At 76.4% G+C, this 22897-nt stretch carries 21 protein-coding genes; 11 read left to right on the top strand and 10 right to left on the bottom strand.

The features are described from left to right. Positions 1–158: 158 nt before the first annotated feature. The 3 genes from shbA to KDL28_RS27320 all read right to left on the bottom strand — a co-directional run bounded on the left by shbA (position 159) and on the right by KDL28_RS27320 (position 4037). Positions 159–836 carry an RNA polymerase sigma factor ShbA gene (gene shbA, locus KDL28_RS27330; RefSeq protein ID WP_252443054.1) on the bottom strand — a complete coding sequence of 226 codons (678 nt, stop codon included), beginning with the start codon at positions 834–836 and terminating at the stop codon, positions 159–161. 1341 nt (positions 837–2177) lie between these two features. Further along, positions 2178–3368 carry an ornithine--oxo-acid transaminase gene (gene rocD / locus KDL28_RS27325; protein WP_252443052.1) on the bottom strand — a complete coding sequence of 397 codons (1191 nt, stop codon included), beginning with the start codon at positions 3366–3368 and terminating at the stop codon, positions 2178–2180. A 213-nt stretch (positions 3369–3581) separates the two neighbouring features. Continuing rightward, positions 3582–4037, bottom strand: coding sequence for an Lrp/AsnC family transcriptional regulator (locus tag KDL28_RS27320; RefSeq protein ID WP_252443048.1), 456 nt, complete (start codon positions 4035–4037; stop codon positions 3582–3584). A 34-nt stretch (positions 4038–4071) separates the two neighbouring features. Between KDL28_RS27320 and KDL28_RS27315 the strand changes: the two genes are divergently transcribed. Beyond that, the gene (locus tag KDL28_RS27315) at positions 4072–5289 is read left to right on the top strand and encodes an arginine deiminase (RefSeq protein ID WP_252443046.1); all 1218 of its coding nucleotides are present in this window, start codon (positions 4072–4074) and stop codon (positions 5287–5289) included. A gap of 7 nt (positions 5290–5296) precedes the next feature. On the opposite strand, the gene KDL28_RS27310 is transcribed toward KDL28_RS27315, so the two are convergent. Next, a complete protein-coding gene (locus KDL28_RS27310; RefSeq protein ID WP_252443044.1) occupies positions 5297–5731 on the bottom strand; it encodes a MarR family winged helix-turn-helix transcriptional regulator in 435 nt (144 codons plus the stop codon). 53 nt (positions 5732–5784) lie between these two features. Here KDL28_RS27310 and KDL28_RS27305 point away from each other — a divergent pair, with 53 nt between their 5' ends. Next, entirely contained in the window at positions 5785–6387 is a 603-nt protein-coding gene (locus KDL28_RS27305) for a TIGR03086 family metal-binding protein (RefSeq protein WP_252443042.1), read from the top strand. Here KDL28_RS27305 and KDL28_RS27300 read toward each other — a convergent pair. Both KDL28_RS27300 and KDL28_RS27295 read right to left on the bottom strand, forming a co-directional pair. After that, positions 6384–7844, bottom strand: a complete 1461-nt coding sequence (locus tag KDL28_RS27300; protein WP_372497082.1) for a replication-associated recombination protein A — start codon at positions 7842–7844, stop codon at positions 6384–6386. The two genes, KDL28_RS27305 and KDL28_RS27300, sit on opposite strands and share 4 nt — an antisense overlap. 356 nt (positions 7845–8200) lie before the next feature. Next, on the bottom strand, positions 8201–8434 hold the full coding sequence (locus tag KDL28_RS27295; RefSeq protein ID WP_252443039.1) for a hypothetical protein: 234 nt from the start codon (positions 8432–8434) through the stop codon (positions 8201–8203). Between the two features lie 131 nt (positions 8435–8565). Here KDL28_RS27295 and KDL28_RS27290 point away from each other — a divergent pair, with 131 nt between their 5' ends. The 4 genes from KDL28_RS27290 to KDL28_RS27275 all read left to right on the top strand — a co-directional run bounded on the left by KDL28_RS27290 (position 8566) and on the right by KDL28_RS27275 (position 11785). Continuing rightward, the gene (locus KDL28_RS27290; protein ID WP_252443038.1) at positions 8566–9786 is read left to right on the top strand and encodes an aminotransferase-like domain-containing protein; all 1221 of its coding nucleotides are present in this window, start codon (positions 8566–8568) and stop codon (positions 9784–9786) included. 9 nt (positions 9787–9795) lie between these two features. Then, a complete protein-coding gene (locus KDL28_RS27285; protein WP_252443037.1) occupies positions 9796–10287 on the top strand; it encodes an Lrp/AsnC family transcriptional regulator in 492 nt (163 codons plus the stop codon). A 7-nt stretch (positions 10288–10294) separates the two neighbouring features. Continuing rightward, entirely contained in the window at positions 10295–11449 is a 1155-nt protein-coding gene (locus KDL28_RS27280) for an aminotransferase class I/II-fold pyridoxal phosphate-dependent enzyme (RefSeq protein ID WP_252443036.1), read from the top strand. Positions 11450–11572: 123 nt separating this feature from the next. After that, positions 11573–11785, top strand: a complete 213-nt coding sequence (locus tag KDL28_RS27275) for a hypothetical protein (protein ID WP_252443035.1) — start codon at positions 11573–11575, stop codon at positions 11783–11785. A 23-nt stretch (positions 11786–11808) separates the two neighbouring features. On the opposite strand, the gene KDL28_RS27270 is transcribed toward KDL28_RS27275, so the two are convergent. From KDL28_RS27270 to KDL28_RS27260, 3 genes are all read right to left on the bottom strand, one after another. Next, a complete protein-coding gene (locus KDL28_RS27270) occupies positions 11809–13002 on the bottom strand; it encodes a hypothetical protein (RefSeq protein WP_252443033.1) in 1194 nt (397 codons plus the stop codon). Positions 13003–13159: 157 nt separating this feature from the next. Next, entirely contained in the window at positions 13160–14974 is a 1815-nt protein-coding gene (gene aspS, locus KDL28_RS27265; RefSeq protein WP_252443031.1) for an aspartate--tRNA ligase, read from the bottom strand. 49 nt (positions 14975–15023) lie between these two features. Next, positions 15024–17045, bottom strand: coding sequence for an intein-containing Rv2578c family radical SAM protein (locus KDL28_RS27260; RefSeq protein ID WP_252443029.1), 2022 nt, complete (start codon positions 17043–17045; stop codon positions 15024–15026). A 99-nt stretch (positions 17046–17144) separates the two neighbouring features. On the opposite strand from KDL28_RS27260, the gene KDL28_RS27255 reads away from it, so the two are divergent. From KDL28_RS27255 to KDL28_RS41165, 4 genes are all read left to right on the top strand, one after another. After that, on the top strand, positions 17145–17753 hold the full coding sequence (locus KDL28_RS27255; protein ID WP_252443027.1) for a gluconokinase: 609 nt from the start codon (positions 17145–17147) through the stop codon (positions 17751–17753). A 68-nt stretch (positions 17754–17821) separates the two neighbouring features. Then, positions 17822–17995: a hypothetical protein gene (locus KDL28_RS27250; RefSeq protein WP_252443025.1), complete on the top strand. Its 174-nt coding sequence runs from the start codon at positions 17822–17824 to the stop codon at positions 17993–17995. Then, positions 17946–18197 carry a GntT/GntP/DsdX family permease gene (locus tag KDL28_RS27245; RefSeq protein ID WP_308216070.1) on the top strand — a complete coding sequence of 84 codons (252 nt, stop codon included), beginning with the start codon at positions 17946–17948 and terminating at the stop codon, positions 18195–18197. The genes KDL28_RS27250 and KDL28_RS27245 overlap by 50 nt, the downstream gene beginning before the upstream one ends. A gap of 77 nt (positions 18198–18274) precedes the next feature. Beyond that, positions 18275–19987 (top strand): YibE/F family protein, encoded by a 1713-nt coding sequence (locus KDL28_RS41165; RefSeq protein ID WP_305882249.1) that lies wholly within the window; start codon positions 18275–18277, stop codon positions 19985–19987. Positions 19988–19993: 6 nt separating this feature from the next. Here KDL28_RS41165 and KDL28_RS27235 read toward each other — a convergent pair whose 3' ends face one another. Beyond that, entirely contained in the window at positions 19994–20530 is a 537-nt protein-coding gene (locus KDL28_RS27235; RefSeq protein ID WP_252443021.1) for a class I SAM-dependent methyltransferase, read from the bottom strand. Positions 20531–20683: 153 nt separating this feature from the next. Here KDL28_RS27235 and KDL28_RS27230 point away from each other — a divergent pair. Beyond that, the coding region (locus KDL28_RS27230; protein WP_252443019.1) for an ATP-binding protein at positions 20684–22897 on the top strand (2214 nt) is incomplete at its 3' end.

Genomic DNA, 22897 nt, shown 5'->3' with positions numbered 1-22897 from the left:
GCCGGACCCGTACGACGACCAGGGGCGGGCCGGGGAGGGCGCGCGGCGCCGACCGGGCAGTGGCCCGGTCGGCGCCTCGCGGACGTCCGACCGCCGGTCGGGTCTGGTGCGGTGCTGTGCCCTGCTCCGCACCCGCCCGCGACCGGCGGGTGATCAGCTCACGCGTCGCCGTAGCGGCCCATGTCCGACGAGCCCGACATGACCGCGCGCAGCCGGTTGAGCGCCCGGTGCTGGGTGACGCGCACGGCGCCGGGCGTCGACCCGACGATGTGCGCGACCTCCTCGGCCGACAGCCCCGCGACGATGCGCAGGATCAGCACCTCCCGCTGGCGCGGGGTGAGCCGGTGCAGCAGCCCGCCGAGCCGCTCGGCGAGCTCCCCGGCCAGCAGCCGGTGCTCGGGACCGTCGTTCGTCACCGCGACGTCGGGCAGCTCGGCCATCGGCTCGGACCGGTTGCGGCCGATGGCCCGGAACGCGTCGGTGACCTTGTGCGCGGCGATCCCGTAGACGAAGGCCCGGAACGACAGGCCCTTGATCTTGTAGCTGGGCAGCGCCCCGACCACGGCCAGGCAGACCTCCTGGGCGACGTCGTCGGCCGAGCCGATCACCGTCTCCTGGCGGCCCAGCCGGCCGCGGCAGTAGCGCAAGACCAAGGGGTGGATCTCGGCCAGCAGCCGCTCGCGGGCCGGCACGCTGCCGGCCACCGCGTCGGCGACCAGCCGCTCCAGCAGCGGGGCGTCGGCCTGCGGCGCGGGACGCGCCGGGGCGGTCAGCGCCGCGATGGTCTCCGGGCTGATCTCGACCGCCGCCTCGGCGGCCGGCACGACCGGAGCCATCGGGGTGGTCTCGACCACGGCCACCCCGGGCGGGACCGGCTGGACGGACTGGACGGACTGGACGGGCGGTGCGGCCGGAGCGGCCGGGTGGGCGACCTGCGCGGCCCGCGGGCCGGGCACGGCGGCAACCGCGTCCGACGCCGTCTGCGGTGCCGCACCGGCGGCCGACCGCCCGACGACCGCGGGCTCGATGGCCGGGTGCGTGGGCGGTTCGACCAGCCCGAGGGCGCTCATCGGCTGGTTTGATCGGTCAGGACGGCGCAGCCGTCCACAACGGAAGACTTCATGGGACCCCTCCCCGATTTGCCGACCCGGACGGCCGGCAATGAACGATTCACGCGGCGCGCCGTGACGGCCCACCGACATGTCACTGCTCGTACTCAGGAGGCGGCGGCGTATCCGTCGATACCTGCTGCCCGTCCTTCGCCGGTGCCCTCGGCGAGTGGCGGGCCCGCTCCTCCTGCTCGTGCCCTTCCGGTCGACTCCCCCATCGCGGCTGTGCCCGGCCCCGATCGAGGAGTTCATTCGACCTTCAAGTAAGCATCCTGGGTGACCGTCGACCACGGAGTCAAGCGGGCCCAGGCCTCGAAATGGTTACGCCCGGTCAGCGGCTCATTCGACTGGGCCGCCCGGGGGCGTCCCATGGACTGACGCCCACCGGTCGTCCGGTCACCGTATCGGGGGCCACCGGACCCCGATTCGCCAGGGGTCCCGTGGCCGCTCCCCCGCCGACCAGCGACGGAACCGCATCCGCCCTGCTCGCGGCGGCGTCCGGGGGCCTGCTTACACGGCGGCGACCCGACATCGGCGGCGGGCGGCAGCGCCCGATCGCCTCCCGGCCCGGCCCGCCGGAGTCGAAAGTCCTGCTCATCCGAGCCCTGCGACCCGTCGGCGCATTCCACCTCCCGCCCGGCCGACCCGGCGGACGACGGGAACGAACACCGGAAAAGATCGAGTCTGCCTCCTCGCGGGCCGCCGGACCGGCCGGGAATCGGGCCGACGACGCGGTGGCGGCGCGCCCTGCCCGGACCAACGGAATGGCGACGACATCGCGCTCGGTGGACCCCCAGGACCCGGTCGAGCGATCCTCGACACCACCGGGACGGCCCAACCCGACCCGGTCGACGGCTGGTGACCGGCCCGCCCGGCCATCACGCTCCGTAGCCGAAACCCCGGTCGCGGCCCGTCGCGCGAGGCGTCCCCCGCTCGGCGAACGCGTGCTCCGCGGAGACCGGCGGGCGAGCCGATACAGCGCTCAACCACCGCCGACACAGCGATCATCGCCGTGCGGTCGATCACACGGGTCGAGCGGTCGGGGTGGTGAGCCCGGTGGCCGGGCGGTCACACCCCGTTGGCCAGCACCTCGCCCAATGCGGCGACCGCCACGGCGATCTCGTCCTCGGTGACGACCAGCGGGGGCGAGAAGCGCACCGTCGACCCGTGGGTGTCCTTGACGAGCACCCCGCGGCGGGCGAGCCCCTCACTGACCTCCCGCCCGGTCCCGACGGCCGGGTCGACGTCCACGCCCGCCCACAGGCCGGCGCAGCGCAGCCCGACCACGCCGCGCCCCACGAGGTCGGTCAGCCGGGCCCGCAGCACCGCACCGAGGTCGCGAGCCCGGGCCAGCACGCCCTCGGGCCCCACGTCGGCCAGCAGGGTGATCACCTCGCGACCGACCGCGCAGGCCAGCGGGTTGCCGCCGAAGGTGCTGCCGTGCTGGCCGGGGCGCAGCACGCCGAGCACGTCGGCGTCGGCGACCACCGCCGACAGGGGCAGCACGCCGCCGCCGAGCGCCTTGCCCAGCAGGTAGACGTCGGCGTCGACGCCCGCGGCGCGGGTGGCCAGCAGGTGCCCGGTGCGCCCGAGCCCGGACTGGACCTCGTCGGCGATCATGAGGGCACCGGCCGCGTCGCAGGTGCGGCGCACGGCGGCCAGGTAGCCCGGCGGCGGCACCACCACCCCCGCCTCCCCCTGGACCGGCTCCACCAGCACGGCGACCGTGTCCGGCGTGACCGCGGAGGCGAGCGCGGCGGCGTCGCCGTAGTCGACCACGTCGAAGCCGGGGGTGAACGGGCCGAACCCGCCGCGGGCCTCGGGGTCGGTGGAGAACCCGACGATGCTGATCGTGCGGCCGTGGAAGCCCCCGGCCGCCACCACGACGCGGGCCCGGTCCGGGGCGACGCCCTTGACCTCGTAGCCCCACTTGCGGGCCACCTTGAGCCCGCTCTCCACGGCTTCCGCGCCGGTGTTCATCGGCAGCACCATCCGCTTGCCCAGCAACCCGGAGAGCTCGGCGCAGAACGGGCCGAGCTGGTCGTTGCCGAACGCCCGGCTGGTCAGGGTGACCCGGTCGAGCTGGCGGTGCGCCGCGGCGACCAGCGCGGGGTGGCGGTGGCCGAAGTTGAGCGCCGAGTACCCGGCCAGGAAGTCCACGTAGCGCCGGCCCTCGACGTCGGTCACCCAGGCGCCCTCGCCCTCGGCCACGACGACGGGCAGCGGGTGGTAGTTGTGCGCCGAGTGGGCCGCGGTCATCCGCTCGTGCGCCGCGGTCGCGTTCGGCTGGGGAAGGACGCTGGTCACGGGCTCGCTCCAGGGGTGGGCCGATGGGACGGGCGACACGGCACCGCGCCGGACGGGAGCAACGCTAGGAACCGCGCGGCACCCCGACAACCGGCCAACGCTGCCCACCGGCGCCGGATCGTTGCGCAGCCGCGGCGCACTCCGACGATCCGTTGCGCCGGTCGCTCACTCGGGCCGCGGGACCGCCGGACGGCGCAGCAGCGGGCTCAGCACCAGCACCGAGCGCGTGCGCGCGACGATCGGCTGGGCGCCGATCTGCTCCAGCACCCGCTCGAAGTGGCGCATGTCGGCGGCCAGGATCCGCAGCACGGCGTCGGCGTCGCCGGACACCGTGCTGGCGTCGACCACCTCGGGGAACCGCCGGACCGCGTCGCGGATGGCCCGCGGGGACGTGCTGTGGGTGCAGAACAGCTCGACGTAGCCCTCCACCGCCCACCCGAGGGCGGCCGGGTCGAGCCGGACGGTGAAGCCGGTGACCGCGCCTTCGGCGCGCAGCCGATCGACGCGGCGCTTGGCCGCGGAGGCGCTCAGCCCCACCCGCGTGCCCAGCTCGGCGTAGCTGGCCCTGGCGTCCTCGGTCAGCAGGGCGATCAGGGCCTGGTCGAGGCGGTCGAGGCGCACGCGCCCATCCTGCCGGTCCGGCAGGATGGGGCCCATGTACCGCGTCGACTCCGAGGTCGGAGTGCTCTCGCAGGTCGTGCTGCACCGCCCCGGGCGGGAGCTGATGCGGCTCACCCCGGGCAACAAGGACCGCCTGCTGTTCGACGACGTGCTGTGGGTGCACCGCGCGCAGCAGGAGCACGACTCGTTCGCCGACCTGCTGCGCGGCCGGGGCGTGACGGTGCACCTGTTCGGCGAGCTGCTGCGCGAGACGGTGGCGATCCCCGAGGCCCGCGACCACGTGCTCGACAGCATCTTCGACGACCGCGTCTACGGGCCGCTGGCCGTCGACGCGCTGCGCGCCTGCTTCGACGCGATGGACCTCGACACGCTCACCGACCACCTCATCGGCGGCATCACCAAGCGCGAGCTGCTCGACCGCATCCCGGAGCCGCGCTCGATCGCGCTGCACGTGCTCGAGGCCGACGACTTCGTGCTCGAACCGCTGCCCAACCACCTCTACACGCGCGACACCTCGGCCTGGATCCACGGCGGCGTGGCGATCAACAGCATGCGCAAGAAGGCCCGCGTCCGCGAGACCGTGCACTACGAGGCCGTCTACCGCTGGCACCCCAAGTTCGCCGGCAGCGGGTTCGCGTTCTGGTCGCAGGGCTCGGCCAACGGCCCGGCCACCACCGAGGGCGGCGACATGATGGTGCTGGGCGGGGGCGCGGTCCTGGTCGGGATCAGCGAGCGCACCAGCGCCGCGGGGGTCGAGCGGCTGGCCCGCACACTGTTCGCCGGTGGCGAGGTCGACCGGATCGTGGCGCTGCGGCTGCCCGAGACCCGCGCACTGATGCACCTCGACACCGTCATGACCATGGTCGACCCGGAGACCTTCACCGCCTACGCCGGGCTCGGGCTGCTGCCCGCCTACACCGTCCGCCCCGACGGCAGCGGCGGGATGCGCGTCACCCACCACGCCCCCGACGCGATGTACGACGCGATCGCCGCGGCGCTGCGCCTGCCCGCGGTCCGCGTGCTCACCGCCGAGCAGGACGTGCACGCCGCGGAGCGCGAGCAGTGGGACGACGGGTGCAACGCGCTGGCCGTCGCGCCGGGGGTCGTGGTGGCCTACGAGCGCAACGTCACGACCAACACCTTCCTGCGCCGCAACGGCATCGAGGTGCTGGAGATCCCGGGCGGCGAGCTGGGCCGGGGCCGCGGCGGGCCGCGGTGCATGAGCTGCCCGGTGCAGCGCGCCGCCGTCTGAGCGCCGCTCAGCCCGCGGGCGGTGGGGCGACGCGCAGCAGCGTGCGCAGGAACGCTGCCCGGTCGTCGGCCGGGACGTCGGCGAGCAGGCCCTCCTCCATGGCCCGCACGTCGGCCCGGCACCCGGCCAGCAGCGCCCGACCGTCCGGGGTGAGGGTGACGATGCGGTTGCGCCGGTCGGCCGGGTCGGGTTCGCGGGCCACCAGCCCGCGGCCCTCCAGCCGGTCGAGGCTGGCGATCAGCCGGGTCTTGTCGCGCCCGATCGCGGCGGCCAGCCGCGCCTGGGTCTGGGCCGGACCGGACTCCAACGCGGCCAGCACGGCGTAGTCCCACATCTCGACGCCCCGCGCGGCCAGCAGCGGGGTCTCCAGCTCCAGGACCCGGCGCACCAGCCGGTGCAGCAGGGCACCCAGGTCGTCGCGGCGGTCGTCGGGCTGCGGCACGCCACCACGGTAGTCGCCTTGACATATCGTCTACCGCAGTAGATGGTCTACCTGTGTCTACGATTACCGCGACCCCGACCCTGCACCGCCGCGCCCTCACCCAGGTCGGCGACCTCCTCGCCGCCGTCTCCCCCGCCGACCTCGCCCGCCCCACCCCCTGCGCCGGCTGGGACCTCGCCCAGCTCCTCGCGCACATGATCGGCCAGAACCACGGGTTCGCCGACGCCGCCGAGAGCGATGTGGGCATCGAGGCCTTCGCCGACCGACCCGTGCGCGACCCGGCCGCGCAGTGGGCGGCCTCGGCGACCCGGGTCGGCGACGCCCTGGCCGCGGCCGTCGCGGACGGCCGCACGGTGCTGCTGGCCGAGTTCGCCGCCTTCGGCCGGATCCCGGCCCCCACCCTGCTCGGGATGCACCTGCTCGACACGGTGGTGCACGGCTGGGACGTGGCCACGGCGCTCGATCGGCCCCACCGCCCCGACGACGAGCTGGTCGCGGCGACCCTGGAGATCGCCCGGACGATCCCGGGCGGACCGACCCGCACGGGGCCCGACGCCACCTTCGGACCGATCGTCCCCGGCGAGCCGGACGACCCGTGGGAGCTCGCGCTGCACCTGGTCGGGCGCCGGCCCAGGCCGGCCGGGGGAGCCGACTAGCCCTCCTCGGGGCGACGGCCCCGCACGGCGCGGCGCAACCGGGGCAGCCGCTCGGCCAGCGCCCGCTCCGCCCCGCGCGAGGTCGGCCGGTAGTAGTCGACCCCGACCAGCTCGTCGGGCGGGTACTGCTGGGCGAGCACGCCGTCGGGCACGTCGTGCGGGTAGCGGTAGCCCACGGCGTTGCCGAGGTCCTGCGCCCCGGCGTAGTGGCCGTCGCGCAGGTGGGCGGGCACCGCGCCGACCGCGCCCGCGCGCACCTGGGCCTCCGCCTCGCCGATCGCGGTGATCACCGCGTTCGACTTCGGGGCGGTGGCCAGGTGCACGGTGACCTGGGCCAGCGCCAGCCGGCACTCGGGCAGCCCGACCAGCTGCACGACCTGGGCCGCGGCCACCGCGGCCGGCAGCGCGGTGGGGTCGGCCAGCCCGACGTCCTCGCTGGCGTGCACCATCAGCCTGCGGGCGATGAACCGCGGGTCCTCCCCCGCGACCAGCATCCGGGCCAGGTAGTGCAGGGCGGCGTCGGCGTCGGAGCCGCGGATGGACTTGATGAACGCGCTGATCACGTCGTAGTGCTGGTCGCCCGCGCGGTCGTAGCGCACGGCGACCTCGGTGACGGCGCGCTCGACCGCGGCGATGTCGAGCTCGGGCGGAGCCGGCTCGGCCCCGTCTCCGTCCTCGTCCCCGTCGACGCCGTCCTCGACGGGCCGGGCGGTCGGGTCGCCGAGCACGCCGTCGGCGGCGGCCTCCAGCGCGGTCAGCGCCCGCCGGGCGTCGCCCGCGGCCAGCCGCACCAGGGCGTCCTCCGCCTCCCCGGTCACCCGGACCGCGCCGTCCAGCCCGCGCGGGTCGGAGACCGCGCGGCGCAGCAGCGCGCGCACGTCGTCCTCGGTGAGCGACTGCAGCTGCAGCACCAGCGAGCGCGACAGCAGCGGCGAGACCACCGAGAACGAGGGGTTCTCGGTGGTCGCCGCGACCAGCAGTACGACCCGGTCCTCCACCGCGCCGAGCAGCGCGTCCTGCTGGGTCTTGGAGAACCGGTGCACCTCGTCGACGAACAGCACGCTCTGCTGGGAGCGGTGGTCGCGGCGGCGGCGGGCGTCGTCGATGACCGCGCGCAGCTCCTTGACCCCGGAGGACAGCGCCGACAGCGCCACGAAGTGCCGGTCGCCCACCCCGGCCAGCAGCCGGGCGATCGTGGTCTTCCCGGTCCCGGGCGGGCCGTAGAGCAGCACGGACGCCGCCGCGCCGCCCTCGACGAGCCGGCGCAGCGGGGCTCCCGGTCGCAGCAGGTGGCCCTGGCCGACGACCTCGTCGAGCGTGCGCGGGCGCATCCGCACCGCCAGCGGGGTCGAGGCGGTGGGCCGCCCGGTGGGCGCGGCGGGCTCCTCGGCGCCCGGGCCGGACGCGCCGGTGCCGAACAGGCCGTCGTCGTCGAACAGTCCGGGGTCGGTGTCCATCACCGCCAGCCTGCCACCCACCACCGACAGCCCGCCCGCCGCCATGGCGGGCCGGTCAGAGGCGCCGCGAGATCGCCACCGGGGCGTCCTCGCCGGAGAGCCTGCGGGCGCGGCGCTGGTAGGCGGGCCACCAGAACAGCCGCAGCAGCACCCGCACCACCTGCGGCACCGTCGCCAGCGCCCCGGCGCGCAGCTCGTCGGAGGCGGCGCCGGCGAACCCAGCCGTAGACGTCGGGAGCTTGCGGCGCCCGATCTCGGCGGCCGCGCGCCGGCCCAGCGCCTCCCACTCGGCCCCGGTGACGTGGGCGCGGATCAGCGGGACCGCGTCGCCTCCTCGCGGTCCAGGTGCGCGTTGATCAGCTCGTGCCGCTCGGCAGCACCGGCGCCCGCTCGGCAGGCGGCCGGGTGGTGTCGCCGGCCGCGGCGATCAGCGGGTCGAGCCGGGCGTGGTCCCGGACGTCCACGACGGCTCCGGCGGTGCGCAGCACGTACCCCGGCGCCACCGTGACCAGCGCCGAGGTCCACCGGGCGGCCGTCGACGAGGGCCTCGACCGGCCCGAGCGCCCGCAGTTCCACGGCCCGGAGCACACCTTCCCAGTATTCGAGAAACGGCTTCCACTGGCCGGGACTGTTGGGCATCCTCGTACCTGCGCCCCACCCCGGCGCCCTCCGCCCTGTCGATCCAGGACGAGCCCGATCCGTCCGTCGACCGGAGCCCCCGATGACCCCGTCCCCCTCGTCCGCCCCCACGATCTCCGCGCGCACCGCGGGCGTGCGCGGGTCGGCGATCCGCGACCTGCTCACCCTCACCGCCCGACCCGACGTGATCAGCCTGGCCGGCGGGCTGCCGGCCGCCGACCTGCTGCCCCGCGAGCGGATCGCCCGCGCCGCCGCCGAGGCGCTCACCGACCCCGGCGCCGTCCAGTACGGCGAGACGGCCGGGTTGGCCCGGCTGCGCGAGGTCGTCGCCGCGCACGAGACCGGGCGCGGCACCGGCGGCGCGCGCGGCCCCGTCCGCGCGGCGGACGTCGTCGTCACCAGCGGGTCGCAGCAGGCCCTCGACCTGCTGGCCCGCGCCGTGCTCGACCCCGGCGACGCGGTGGTGATCGAGGACCCCGGCTACGTCGGGGCGCTGCAGGTGTTCCAGGCCGCCGGGGCCCGCGTCGTCCCGGTGGGCCTGGACGAGCACGGCATGCGCGTCGACGAGCTCGCCGACCGGCTCGCCGCCGGGCTGCGCCCCCGGCTGGTGCACACCGTGAGCAGCTTCCACAACCCGCGCGGGGTCACCCTGGCCGCCGAGCGGCGCCGCGCGCTGGCCGAGCTGGCCGAGCGCCACGGCTTCCTGGTCGTCGAGGACGACCCCTACGGCCTGCTGTCCTTCGACGGGCCGCCGCCCGAGCCGGTGGCCGCGCACGGCGAGCGGGTGGTCCGCCTGGGCAGCGCGTCGAAGGTACTCGCCCCCGCCCTGCGGGTCGGCTGGCTCGTCGGGCCGCCCGAGATCGCCGCGGCCGTCGAGCTGCTGCGCCAGGGCGCCGACCTGTGCGGCTCCACCCTCACCCAGGCCATCGCGGCCGACCTGCTGGCCGACCACGACTGGTTCGCCGGGCACCTCGACACGCTGCGCCGGGCGGGCGCGGCCCGAGCCGCCGCCTTCACCGGCGCGGTCGCCGAGCTGCTGCCCGGCGCCACCTGGTCGCGGCCCACCGGCGGGATGTTCTGCTGGCTGGAGCTCCCGGCCGGCACCGACACCACCGCGGCGCTGCCCCGGGCGCTGGAGGCGGGCGTCGGGTTCGTGCCGGGCAGCGCCTTCGCCGTCGGCGGGGCGCTGCCGTCCGCGGCGCGCTGCTGCTTCGCCTCCCACCCGCCGGAAGTGCTTCGCGAAGCGGCGCGGCGGCTCGCCACCGTGCTGGCGGTGCCCTCCGGGCGCGGTCGGTCGACGTAGGGTCGGGCCGTGCGGCAGATCCTCGAACTCCTGGAGCGCGACGCCCAGCTCTCCCACGACACCATCGCCACGATGACCGGCCTGCCGGTGGCCCAGGTGAGCGCGGCCATCGCCGGCTGGGAGGCGTCCGGGGCGATCCGGCGCTACAAGGCCGTGGTCGACTGGGACGCCGTCGACCCCGACCCCACCCGGGAGACGGTCACCGCGTTCATCGACGTCTCGGTCGCACCCGCGCGCGGCGTCGGGTTCGACGACGTCGCCACGCGCATCGCCCGCTTCGACGAGGTCCGCAGCGTCTACCTGGTGTCGGGCAGCCAGGACCTGCGCTGCACCGTCACCGGCCCGACCATCCGCGCGGTGTCGGACTTCGTGTCCCAGAAGCTGTCCACGATCGACCGGGTCCGCTCCACGGCCACGCACTTCGTGCTCAAGACCTACAAGCGCGACGGCGACGCCTTCGACCGGCCGGCCGAGGACCACCGCCTGCCGGTCACCCCCTGACACCGCCGTGCGCCCTCTCAACGCCACCATCGCCGCGTGCCCGCCCTCGGGCATCCGGAAGTTCTTCGACATCGCCGCCGAGATGGACGACGTGATCTCCCTCGGCGTCGGCGAGCCCGACTTCGTCACCCCGTGGCGGGTGCGCGAGGCCGGGATCTACGCCCTGGAGCACGGCTACACGACCTACACCTCCAACGCGGGCCTGCCCCGGCTGCGCGAGCTGATCTGCGCCGACCTGGCCGCGCGCTACGGGGCCGACTACGACCCCGGCGACGAGTGCCTGATCACCACCGGCGTCTCCGAGGGCCTCGACCTGGCGCTGCGGGTGCTGCTCAACGCGGGCGACGAGGTGATCGTGCCCGAGCCCTGCTACGTGGCCTACGAGCCGTGCGTGCGCTTCGCCGGGGGTGTCCCGGTGCCGGTGCCGACCCGCGGGGAGGACGGGTTCGCGGTGGACGCCGAGGTGGTGCGGGCGGCCGTGACACCCCGGACGAAGGCGGTCCTGCTCGGCTCGCCGGCCAACCCGACCGGGGCGGTGCAGCCGCGCGCGGTGCTGGAGGCGCTCGTGCGCCTGGCCGAGGAGCACGACCTCTACCTGGTCTCCGACGAGATCTACGACCGGCTCACCTACACCGGCGCGCACACCTGCCTCGGCACGCTCCCCGGCGCGCGGGAGCGCACGGTGGTGCTCGGCGGGTTCTCCAAGGCGCACGCGATGACCGGCTGGCGGGTCGGCTGGATCTGCGCCCCCGCCGCGGTCGCCGAGCTGTGCGTGCGCGTGCACCAGTACACGATGCTCTGCGCCCCGCACGTGTCCCAGCTGGCCGCGGTGGAGGCCCTGGAGCACGCCGACGCCGACGTGGCCGGGATGGTCGCCGACTACGACCGCCGCCGGCGGGTCTTCGTCAAGGGCCTGCGCGAGATCGGGCTGGACTGCCCCGAGCCCGGCGGGGCGTTCTACGCGTTCCCGTCGATCCGCTCGTCGGGCCTGGACTCCGCCACCTTCGCCGAGCGGCTGCTGCACGAGGAGCACGTGGCGGTGGTGCCCGGCGACGTGTTCGGGCCGTCCGGCCAGGGCCACGTGCGCTGCTCCTACGCCACCGCGCTGCCGAAGCTGGAGGAGGCGCTGGTCCGGATGGACCGCTTCCTGCGCCGTCTCTGAGCATCGATACTGCACTTGGTCGGCCAGGCGGTGGTCGGTCGTCCACGCACCGCGGTCTTTTCGCCGGGTTCACCGACGGGCAACCTCGGCCCGGAACGCTCGTCGTCCATGGAGAACACTCCGATGCCGACGAGTTCCTGCCCGCTGTGCGCGCGGCGCCGCACCCCCGCCGACGTCGCCGGGCTGGTGTGGAGCAGCCAGCACGAGACCGACGGCGCGGTCACCTGGATCTGCCCCACCTGCACCCGGGCCCAGCTGTGGCGGATCGAGGCGCTGCTGAGCGTGGCCTCGCCCACCGCCCCGACCGCACCGACCCCGCTGCGTCCCGCGGCCTGACCCCGGCTCGGCGACGAGCGCGCTCAGGCCACCGAGCGGAACGCCGGGTAGAGCGGCAGCGAGCCGGGGGCGTCCGGGAAGCGCTCGGCCAGCGCGAGCGCGATCTCGGTGCCCAGCTCCTCGGTGCCCGGCATGCCGGAGCTCGCCGCGACCGCGGCGACCTGGCGCCAGTAGTGCCCGAGCGCGGTGCTGATCCGCGGCGAGCGGGTGGCGTCCGCGCCGACGGGCATGTCGCGGCCGCGGATGCGCGGCAGCATCCACCAGGTGCACAGCCACACCCACAGCAGCTGGGCCTGGCGCAGCCGCTTCTCCAGCCGCTCGGAGCTGTCCAGGTCGGGCCAGACCTCGACGATCTCGCTGCGCCACGCGTCGAGCATCGCCTCGGCCATGCCGTCGGGCAGCGCGAAGCTGGCCTCGCAGCCCGGGAACGGCACCCGGAAGTAGGCCGCGTCCAGCGCGATGTCGCGGAAGCAGCCCCACTCGAAGTCGACGAAGCGCACCCCGCGGCTGGTGACGAGGTTGTTGTCCGGGCAGGTGTCGGACGGGCTGAACGCCCGGTAGCGGGTGGCGCCCAGCAGCTTGACGGTCTCGTGGGCCTCCAGGGTGGCGTCCGGGGGGACCTTCACCCCCAGCTCGTGCTCGAGCAGCGCGGGCAGCCCGGCGACGGCGGCCCGGGCGTCCTCGGCCATCGGGTCGCGCCAGGCGCGCTCGCCCAGGCGGCGCAGCAGCGCCCCGAAGTCGCTCTCCCGGCCCGCGGTGGCGGCCTGCATGCGCCCCAGCGCCCGCGCCCAGCTGAGCAGGCAGCGGCGGGCGGCCTCCGGGTCGGGCCCGAAGAGCTTGTCGGCCAGCGTGGAGCTGCGCCCGAGGTCCTCCAGGACCAGCAGCCGGGCCTTCGGGTCGTGCGCGATCAGCACCGGGCTGGGCCGGGCGTCGGCGGGCAGCGCGGTGAACAGCTGGCAGCTGGCGACCTCGTAGTGGAACGGGTCGGGGCGGCCGGGATCGGGCGCGGCCAGGTAGTGCTTGACGACCAGCGTGCGCGGCAGCGAGAACGGGTTGCGCGCCACGCGGGCACGGGCCACCACCGAACGCTCGCTGCCCCCCAGGTCCTCCGGGTCGGCGAGCACGATGCCGGCACCCGACCTGCGCGTCAGCAGCCGCTCGGCGGCTGCGAGCGCAGCGAGCACCGGCCTGGGGAAGCTGCCCAGGTCGTGTCCCATCGTTGGCGACCCTACCCCCTGCCCGAGCGCCGCAACCCCGACTTGCTGTGCTGAGGCCGCCTGCGACGCACGAGGACGACAACGCTGCCGGGCGCGGGGTCGACACCGATGCGCCGGAAGCGCCCCGGTGGCCCCTCGGGACCACCGGGGCGCGCGGTCAGCGCGCGGCGACCCCGGTGGGTGCGGTGGGCGACGCCGAGTCCGCCGCCGGGGCGGGCTTCGCGTCCACCCCGGCCTCCTTGCGCTGCTGGGCGGTGATCGGGGCCGGGGCCGCGGTCAGCGGGTCGTAGCCGCCGCCGGTCTTCGGGAACGCGATCACCTCGCGGATCGAGTCGACGCCGGCGAGCAGGGCCACGATCCGGTCCCAGCCGAAGGCGATCCCGCCGTGCGGCGGCGGGCCGTAGCTGAACGCGTCGAGCAGGAAGCCGAACTTGTCCTGGGCCTCCGCCTCGCCCAGGCCCATGATCTCGAAGACCCGCTTCTGCACGTCGGCGCGGTGGATACGGATCGAGCCGCCGCCGATCTCGTTGCCGTTGCAGACGATGTCGTAGGCGTAGGCCAGCGCGTTGCCGGGGTCGGACTCGAACTTGTCGATCCAGTCCGGGGTGGGCGAGGTGAACGCGTGGTGCAGCGCCGTCCACGAGCCGCCGCCGACGGCCACGTCCTGGGTCTCGGCGGTGGCCTCGAACAGCGGGAAGTCGACCACCCACACGAACGACCACGCGCTCTCGTCGATCGCGCCGATCCGCCGGGCGATCTCGCCGCGGGCCGCGCCGAGCAGGGCCCGGGCCTCGTTGGGCCGCCCGGCGGCGAAGAAGATGCAGTCGCCGGGGTTGGCGCCGACGGCCGCGGGCAGCCCGGCGCGCTCGGTCTCGGAGAGGTTCTTGGTGACCGGGCCCTTCTCGCTGACCGTGCCGTCCTCATCGACGAGCACGTAGGCCAGCCCGCGCGCGCCGCGCTGCTTGGCCCACTCCTGCCAGGCGTCGAGCTGCTTGCGCGGCTGGCTCGCCCCGCCGGGCATCACGACGGCGCCGACGTAGGGGTTCTGGAAGACCCGGAACCCGGTGCCGGCGAAGTACTCGGTGAGCTCGGTGAGCTCGATGTCGAAGCGCAGGTCGGGCTTGTCCGAGCCGTAGCGGTCCATCGCCTCGGCGTAGCTGATCCGCCGGATCGGGCGCGGCAGCTCGTGGCCGACCAGCTGCCACAGCGCGGCCAGCACCGCCTCGGCCAGCTCGATGACGTCGTCCTGCTCGACGAAGCTCATCTCGATGTCGAGCTGGGTGAACTCGGGCTGGCGGTCGGCGCGGAAGTCCTCGTCGCGGTAGCAGCGCGCGATCTGGTAGTAGCGCTCCAGGCCGCCCACCATGAGCAGCTGCTTGAACAGCTGCGGGCTCTGCGGCAGCGCGTACCAGGATCCGGGCTTGAGCCGGGCGGGCACCACGAAGTCGCGGGCGCCCTCGGGGGTGGAGCGGGTCAGCGTCGGGGTCTCGACCTCGACGAAGTCGCGGGCGTCGAGGACCTCGCGGGCCGCCCGGTTGACCGCGCTGCGCAGCCGCATGGCCGCGGCCGGCCCGGGGCGGCGCAGGTCGAGGTAGCGGTGCTTGAGCCGGACGTCCTCGCCGACCTCGGCGTGCTCGTCGACCGGGAACGGCAGCGGCGCCGACTCCGACAGCACCGTCAGCGCGGTGGCGGTGACCTCGATGTCGCCGGTGGCCAGCTCCGGGTTCTCGTTGCCCGCGGGGCGGCGCGACACCTCGCCGACGACCTGCACGCAGAACTCCGAGCGCAGCCGGTGGGCGCGCTCGGCCATCTCGCCCTCGCGGAAGACCACCTGCGCGGAGCCGGAGGCGTCGCGCAGGTCGATGAAGATGACCCCGCCGTGATCGCGGCGGCGCGCCACCCACCCGGCGAGGGTCACGGTCTGTCCGGCGTGCTCGGCACGGAGGGTGCCGGCGGGAAGGGTGCGCATCACGCTGCGAGGCTATCCGGCGGCCCCGGGTGCCCGGCCAGCAGGTTTCCCCCTACAGCAGGCTCAACTGCTCCCCCGGCGGATCGACGGCGCCATCACCCTCCGGCGCGGTTCGACCGCGGAGCGTGCCCGCGCCGGTGACCAGGCCGTGGCGGCGCAGCAGCGGGGCCACCCGCTCCGCCAGCGCCCGGCGGTAGGCCGGGTCGACGTAGGCGCCGCGGCGGTAGAGCCGCTCGTAGCGCGGCACCAGGGCGGGGTGCTCGCGGGCCAGCCAGGCCGTGAACCACTCCCGGGTGCCCGGGCGCAGGTGCAGCGCCATCACGGTGGCCCCGCTCGCGCCGGCCGCGGCGATGCGGGCCAGCAGCGCGTCCAGGGCCTCTGGCGAGTCGGTGAGCAGCGGCAGCACCGGGGCCACCATCACTCCGCAGGCCAGCCCGGCGTCGGCGATCCGGCGGACCATGTCGAGCCGGGCGGCGGGCGAGGGCGTGCCCGGCTCCAGCCGCTCCTGCAGGGGCCGGTCGAGCAGCGCGATCGAGACGCCGAGCCCGACCGGCACGTCGGCCGCGGCGGCGACCAGCCGCGGCAGGTCGCGGGTGAGCACGGTGCCCTTGGTCAGGACGGAGAACGGGGTGCCCGAGCGGGCCAGCGCGTCGATCACCCCCGGCATCAGCCGGTAGCGGCCCTCCGCGCGCTGGTAGGGGTCGGTGTTGGTGCCCATGGCCACCGGCTCGCGGGTCCACCGCGGTGAGCGCAGCTCGCGGTCGAGCACCCGGGCCACGTTCACCTTGACCACGATCTGGCTGTCGAAGTCGGCCCCGGCGTCGAGGTCGAGGTAGGTGTGGGTGTTGCGGGCGAAGCAGTTGTGGCTGACCACGCCCTCGGCCACGAAGTCGCCGGTGCCGGTGGTGATGTCGTACATCGCCAGCTCGCCGCCGAGGTCCACGACGGACTCGACCTCCATGCCCGCCACCGCCTCGACCGCCGCGCCGGTCAGGCCGCGATCCCGGGTGACCGCGGGGTCGACGACCCGCAGGAGGCGCAGCAGCTCCCCGGACCCGCCGGCCGGCCCGATGCCGACGCCCCGCTCGCCGCGGGTGACCGCGAACCGGAAGCCCAGCCGGTGCAGCGCCCCGGCCACCCGGCCCAGCACCGCGTCGTCGGGGTGGCGGACGACGAACCCGCCCGCCGGGCCGGCCTCGCCGCGCGCGTCGAGCACGCCGGCCAGGTAACCGGCGCACCAGTCGTCGTCGGGGTCGATCGGGTGGCGCAGGAAATCGGTGAGCGCGGCGAGCCCGCGCCCCGGCGGCACCCGGCCGGGCTCGACGGTCGCCGCGACGGGCGCGGGGCGGACCGGGAAGCGGGACAGGAAGTGGTGCGCGCGGCCGAGCACCTCCAGCTCCAACCGCGGCGAGGGGAAGGCCCGCGGTCCGTCGCCGTCGACCAGGCCGCACAGGTACCCGGCGCGGTACTCGGCGCCGCGTTCGGCGCCGTGCTCGCCGTCGTGTCCGGCGGGCGGGCCACCCGGGCCGGGGCCGAGCAGCGCACCGCCCGGGCGCAGCCGGGGGCGCCGTCCGGAGCGGCACCAGCCGCCGCTGACGTGGCGCCAGCCGCGGTCGGTGAGGAAGCGGTGCTCCCCGCTGGCGACGATCTCGGTGCCGCCGCGCAGCCGCAGCCGGTGCGCCGGCTTCGTGGTGGACCAGTGGGCCAGCACGACGGTGGGCACGTAGCGGCGCCCATCCCCCTCCGCGCCGGCCGGCTCGGTGCCCAGGACCACGTCGCCGACGCGCAGCCGGGAGATCGGCCGGGTGCGCCCGTCGGGCAGCAGCACCCGGGTCGGTCCGGCCAGGCAGTAGACGCAGGCGTGCGAGCAGCCGCGGTAGGGGTTGACGGTCCACTCGAAGGGCAGGGCCGACGGGCCGGGCACCCGGTTGAGCGCCGAGCGGGCCTCCACCTCGTGGAAGACCGTGCCGGCGAACTCCGGTGTGCGCACCGTGCGCAGCAGACCGCGCATCCCGGGCAGCGCGGCCGACTCGCCGACGCCCGTGTCGAGGACCTGCTGACCGCTCCACCGCATGACCCGAGTCGAACACATGTTCGATGTCATGGCAAGTCGATCGCAGACCCGGCGAAGCCGCTCCGGATGAGCGAGGCTGCTGGCCATGGCAGGTGCGCGATGACCGATTCGCAGACCGATCCGCGGCAGCGGGACGAGCCGCTGACCCTGGTCGTGATGGGTGTGTCCGGGGTCGGCAAGTCCTCGGTGGCGGCCGAGCTCGTCGCGGCCACGGGTTGGGTGTTCGCCGAGGGCGACGAGTTCCACACCCAGGCCAACCGGGACAAGATGGCCGCGGGCCACCCGCTCGACGACGACGACCGCTGGCCATGGCTGCGCGCGCTGGCCGAGTGGATCGGCGAGTGGGAGGCGGCGGGCCGGGGTGCCGTGGTCACCTGCTCGGCGCTCAAGCGCGCCTACCGCGACCTGCTGTGCGACGGCCACCCGTCGGTGCGGTTCGTGCACCTGACCGCCTCCGACGAGCTGATCGCCGAGCGGATCGGCGCCCGCAAGGACCACTACATGCCGCCGTCGCTGCTGGAGAGCCAACTGCGCACGCTCGAGCCCCTGGGGGCCGACGAGCCCGGCGTCGCGGTGGACACCTCCGGCGACCAGGCGGCGGTGGCCCGCTCCGCGCTCGAGGCGCTCGATCTCGACGTGCCCGAGCAGACCCACGCCGCGACGACCACCGCCCCGACCCCGCCGCCGCGACCCACGGGAGACCGCTGACAACCGCGCTGCCGGCATCGTTCGCGACGGGGCCGCCGGCGCCGCCCGCTCTGCTCATCACGGCCGCCGTGCTCGGCGTCGTGGTGATCGTGATGCTGATCTCCTGGCTGCACGTGCACCCGTTCCTGGCGCTGGTGTTCGGCTCGGCGGCGCTCGGCATCGTGGGCGGGCTGGGCCCCGCGGGCACCATCGATAGCTCCTCGACGGCGTGGGCGGCACGGTCGGCGGCGTCGGGGTTCTGATCGCGCTGGGCCCGATGATCGGCGTCTGCTCCCCGACTCGGGCGGCGCCGACCGCCTCGTGGAGGCGGTGACCTCGCGGGTCGGTCCGCGGGCGCTGCCCGGGGCGCTGGCCGGGGTGGCCGCGCTGATCGGCCTGCCGCTGTTCTTCGAGGTCGGCGTGGTGCTGCTGGTGGCGGTGGTGCTGCTCTCCGCGATCGTCTGACCCACGGGTCGCGGCGGGTCTGCGCCGTTCAGGGCCGGGCCGCTCCGCCGGGCGCAGCACCTTGGCAGGATGGCCCGATGCCGATGGACGACCCCGGGTACCGATCGGACGCCCGTCCCGGCGGGCCGCCCGACGATCCCGGGCGCCGTCGGCGCCCGTCGGCGCCCGCCGGGCGGGCCGCGACCGGTCGGCACGGATCCGCGGGACCGCCCGGCCCGGGCGGGCCGCACTCCGGCGGGTACCCCGCCCCGGGCCGCGCCGGGGCGCGCGGCTGGTCCCCGGACGCCGACGCGCCCCCGACCGACCCCATCGGCGTCCCGGCCGTCGCGCCGGTCCGGGCCGGCGAACGGACCGCGGGCGCGGCGCCGTCGGCCACCGCGACCGGGACGCAGCGCACCCGCGCCCAGGAGCGCGCCCTCCGGGAGGCCGCCGAAGCGGCCGAGGCCGCGACCCGGGCACCGGGCACCACCGCCGAGGACGCCGCCGACGAGCCCGCGGCGGCTCCGGACAGCGACGTCGCGACCACGGCGGCCCCAACCCCCCGCAAGACCGGCGGCACGACCGCGACGAGGGCCACCCGGGGTTCCGGGCGTGCCGCCCGACCGGCCCCGCCCGAGGTGGGGCACGGCCACGGGCACGGCCACTCCCCCGCCGCGCCGGCCGGCCGCCGCGTCCGCATCCTGATCGCCGCGCTGCTCGTGCCGTGCGCGATCGCCGCACTCGCCGGGGTGGTGCTGCTGTGGCCGGGCAGCCCGCCGGAACCCTCGAGCGCGCTGTCGCAGCAGCCCGTCCGGGCCACGGTCACGCAGACGGCCGCGTCGGACTGCAGCCCGGGCTCCGGCGACGGCGCCTGCCTGACCCTGCTGCTGGCCATGGCCGACGGCCCGATGCCCGGGCGCGACCTCGTCCAGGTCGTGCCGGTGGAGCCGAGCACGCCGCGCTTCGCCGTCGGCGACGAGGTGGTGCTGGGCTACTCCGGCGGCGACCCCAACGACCCCGGCTCCTACCAGGTGGTCGACTTCCAGCGGGGCACCCCGTTGATCTGGCTCGCGGCGCTGTTCGCCGCGGCGGTCCTGGTGCTGGGGCGATGGCGGGGGCTGGCCGCGCTGGCCGCGCTGGCGCTGACCTTCGCGGTGCTGCTGCTCTTCGTGCTGCCGGCCATCCTGTCCGGCAGCGACCCGCTCGCGGTAGCGGTGGTGGGCTCCGGGCTGATCATGTTCGCGGTGCTCTACCTGACCCACGGGCCTTCGGCGCGCACATCGGTCGCGGTGCTGGGCACGCTGCTGTCGCTGGCCGTGATCGGCGCGCTGGGCACGCTGTTCGCCGCGCTGGCCTCGCTGACCGGCCTGGACGACCAGACGGCCAACCTGATCGCCTCGCTGGGCACCGGCGTCGACGCCCGCGGCCTGCTGCTGGCCGGGGTGGTGATCGGCGCGCTGGGCGTGCTCGACGACGTCACCGTCACCCAGACCAGCGCCGTGTGGGAGCTGCGCCGGGCCAACCCCGGCCTCGGCGCGCCCGCGCTGTTCGGCGCGGCCATGCGCATCGGCCGCGACCACGTGTCCTCCGCGGTGAACACGCTGGTGCTGGCCTACGCGGGCGCATCGCTGCCGCTGATGCTGCTGTTCTCGCTGTCCGGGCGGAACCTGGGCGACGTCGTCACCTCCCAGGACGTGGCCACCGAGATCGTCCGCACGCTGGTCGGCAGCATCGGGCTGGTCGCCTCGGTGCCGATCACCACCGGCCTGGCCGCGGTCGTGGCCAGCCGCGAGGAGCTCACCCCGGCCTGAGGGCCCTCAGCGCGCGCGGGCCAGCAGCACCGCCTCGCCGTCGCCCTCGCGGTGGTCGAGCACCTCCAGCCCGGCGAAGGCGGTGGCCAGCTCGCCGGGCTCGGCCCGGAACGGCCCGTCGCCCCCGACCCGGGACAGGACCGTGACCGCCAGCAGGCCGCCGGGGGCGAGCGCGCCGGTCAGCCGCGGGTAGAGCGCCGGGTCGCGGAAGCGCTGGCAGACGACCACCTGGTAGGCCCCCGGCACGGGCAGACCGGCGTCGAGGTCGTGGTGGTGGCGGTGCACCCGGTCGGCCACCCCGTGGCGCTCGGCCAGCTCGGCGACCGCGCCGAGCCCGACCGGGGAGACGTCGACGGCGTCGACGGTGAGGCCGCGCAGGGCCAGCCACACCGCGACCTGACCGCGCCCGCACGCCACGTCGAGGGCGCGCCCGGCGGGCGGCAGGAGGTCCTCGTGGCCGCGCAGCGCGAGCGGCGGGGCGGGCTCGACCGGCCCCGCGTCCGCGTACCGGCGGTCCCAGCGCTCCCGGTCAGCCCTCGCCACGGACCGCAGCGTAGGCCGAGCTCGCCGACCCGGTGGCTGAGCTGGTCGACCGGCTCGGCGTCGACCGCGCGTCCGTCCGCGACCGCCTCGCCGAGTGCGGGTAGCCCTCGACGGGGATCGGCGGCGCTCCACCGGTACTACGCTCCGGTCGCGATGAGCGCGTACGTGCGGAGCGCCGACCTGGTCGGGCGGGCCGGGGAGCGCCGGGTCCTGGACGCCGCGGCCGCCGAGGCGGCCGCGGGCGGCGTGGCGACTGTGCTGGTCGGCGGGGAGGCCGGGATCGGCAAGACGCGGCTCGTCGAGGCCTTCACCGCCGGGCTGACCGGGACGGTGCTGACCGGCGGGTGCGTCGAGCTGGGCGCAGAGGGGCTGCCGTTCGCGCCGTTCGTGGCCGCCCTGCGCGGTCGCGGCGCCGGGCTGGCGCCCACCGAGCGGGCCCGGCTGGCGCCGCTGCTGCCCGGGCTCGCCGACCCGCCCGCCCCGCCGGACGAGCAGTCCCGGCCCCGGCTGTTCGAGGGCGTGCTCGCGCTGCTGGCCCGCCTCGCCGCCGACGGGCCGGTCGCGCTGGTCGTCGAGGACGCGCACTGGGCCGACCGCTCCAGCCTCGACCTGCTCGACTTCCTGGTCCGCAACCAGCGCACCGCCCCCGGCGCCCTGGTCGTGCTGACCCACCGCTCCGATGAGCCGGGCCCCCGCGGGCTGCGCGACCTGCTGGTCGGCCTGGGTCGGCTGGCCTGGGTGCGCCGGGTCGAGCTGGGCCCGCTGACCCGGGCCGAGGTGACCGCCCAGGCCGGCGCGATCCTGGGCCGGCCGCCGGACCCGGCGCTGGCCGCCGACGTGCACCGGCGCAGCGACGGCAACCCGCTGTTCGTGGAGGCGCTGCTGGACGCGGGCGGGCGCCCCGGCGTCCCCGGCTCGCTGGCCGACCTGCTTACCGCGCGCATCGAGCGGCTCGGTCCGCGGGTGGGCGCCGTGCTGCGGGCTGCGGCCGTGGGCGGGGCGCGCGTCAGCGACTCCCTGCTGAGCGCGGTCTGCGCGGGCTCCGACGTCCCCGCGGCCGTCCGTGCGGCCGTCGCGGCCGGGGTGCTGGTCGTCGACGGCGGCGGCTACCGCTTCCGGCACGCGCTGATCCGCGACGCGGTGCTGGGCACGGTGCTGCCCGGCGAGCGCGTCGAGCTGCACCGCCGCTTCGCCGCCGGCCTGGGCGCGGGCGGCGGGTCCGACGCCGAGCTCTCCCACCACCTCACCGGGGCGGGCGACGGGCCGGGCGCGGTCGCCGCGGCGTGGGCCGCGGCGCTGCGCGCCCGCCGCGCGCTGGCCCACGCCGAGGAGCTGGAGCTGCTGGAGCGGGTGCTGGGCTGGTGGGCGTCGGTGCCGCGGCCCGCCGAGCTGGTCGGGGCCGACCGGGCCGCCGTGCTGGAACGGGCGGCGACGGCCGCGCTGTGGGCGGGCGAGCCGGGGCGCGCCGAGGAGCTGGCCGGCGCGGCGCTGGCCGAGCCCGAGCCCGAAGGCCTCGGTGTGCGCACCGCGGCGCTGCTCGAGCTGCGCGCCCAGGCCCGGGTCCGGGCCGGGCGCCCGGGCGCGGTCGCCGACCTGCGCGCCGCCCTGGACGCCGCCGCCGACCACCGGCCCATCCGCCCCTACCTGCTCAACGCGCTGGCCGCGGTGCTCATGGACGTGCCCGACCCGCGGGGCGCCCGCGCGGCCGCCGAGCAGGCCATGGCCGAGGCCGCCGACACCGGCGACGACCCCGCCGAGGCCGGGGCATTGGTCACCCTGGCCACGCTGGACGCCCGCGTCGGTGAGCTGGACGCGCAGCTGCCCCGCCTGGCCAGGGCGGCCGCCATCGCCCGCGCGGTCGGCGCGCACCAGCGGGGCCTGCGGGTGCTCGACCGCGAGTCGCACCTGCTGCTGGGGTTCGGGCGCCCGGCCGCGGCCGAGCGCGCCGCCCGCGCCGGGCTCGACATGGCCGCCGGGCTGGGGCTGGCGCGCTCGGCCGGCAGCACCCACGCGGTCAACCTGGCCGCGGCGCTGGTCACCGCCGGGCGCTGGGACGCGGCCGAGGAGTCGATCGAGCACGCGGTGCAGCTGGTGCCGCCCCCGCACGACCACGGCAGGCTGCTGAGCCTGCGCGCGGAGATCGCGGTGCACCGCGGCGAGCTGGAGCTGGCCGAGCACCTGCTGGCCGACGTCGAGGGCCTGGCCGCGGCCGACCTGGGCGCCGCGCCCGCGCTGGTGCTGCCCCGGCTGCGCGCCCACGTCCTGCTGGCCGGGGGACGCGCCGGGCGGGCCGCCGAGCTGGCCGTGGCCGCGCTGACCGGCCCGTCGCTGGCCACGGTGTCGCGCTACACCTGGCCGCTGCTGGCC

The organism is Pseudonocardia humida, assembly GCF_023898865.1.
Lineage (GTDB): Bacteria > Actinomycetota > Actinomycetes > Mycobacteriales > Pseudonocardiaceae > Pseudonocardia > Pseudonocardia humida.
The sequence above is the reverse complement of the archived record's forward strand: the minus strand, read 5'-3'. Positions and strand labels throughout refer to the sequence as shown.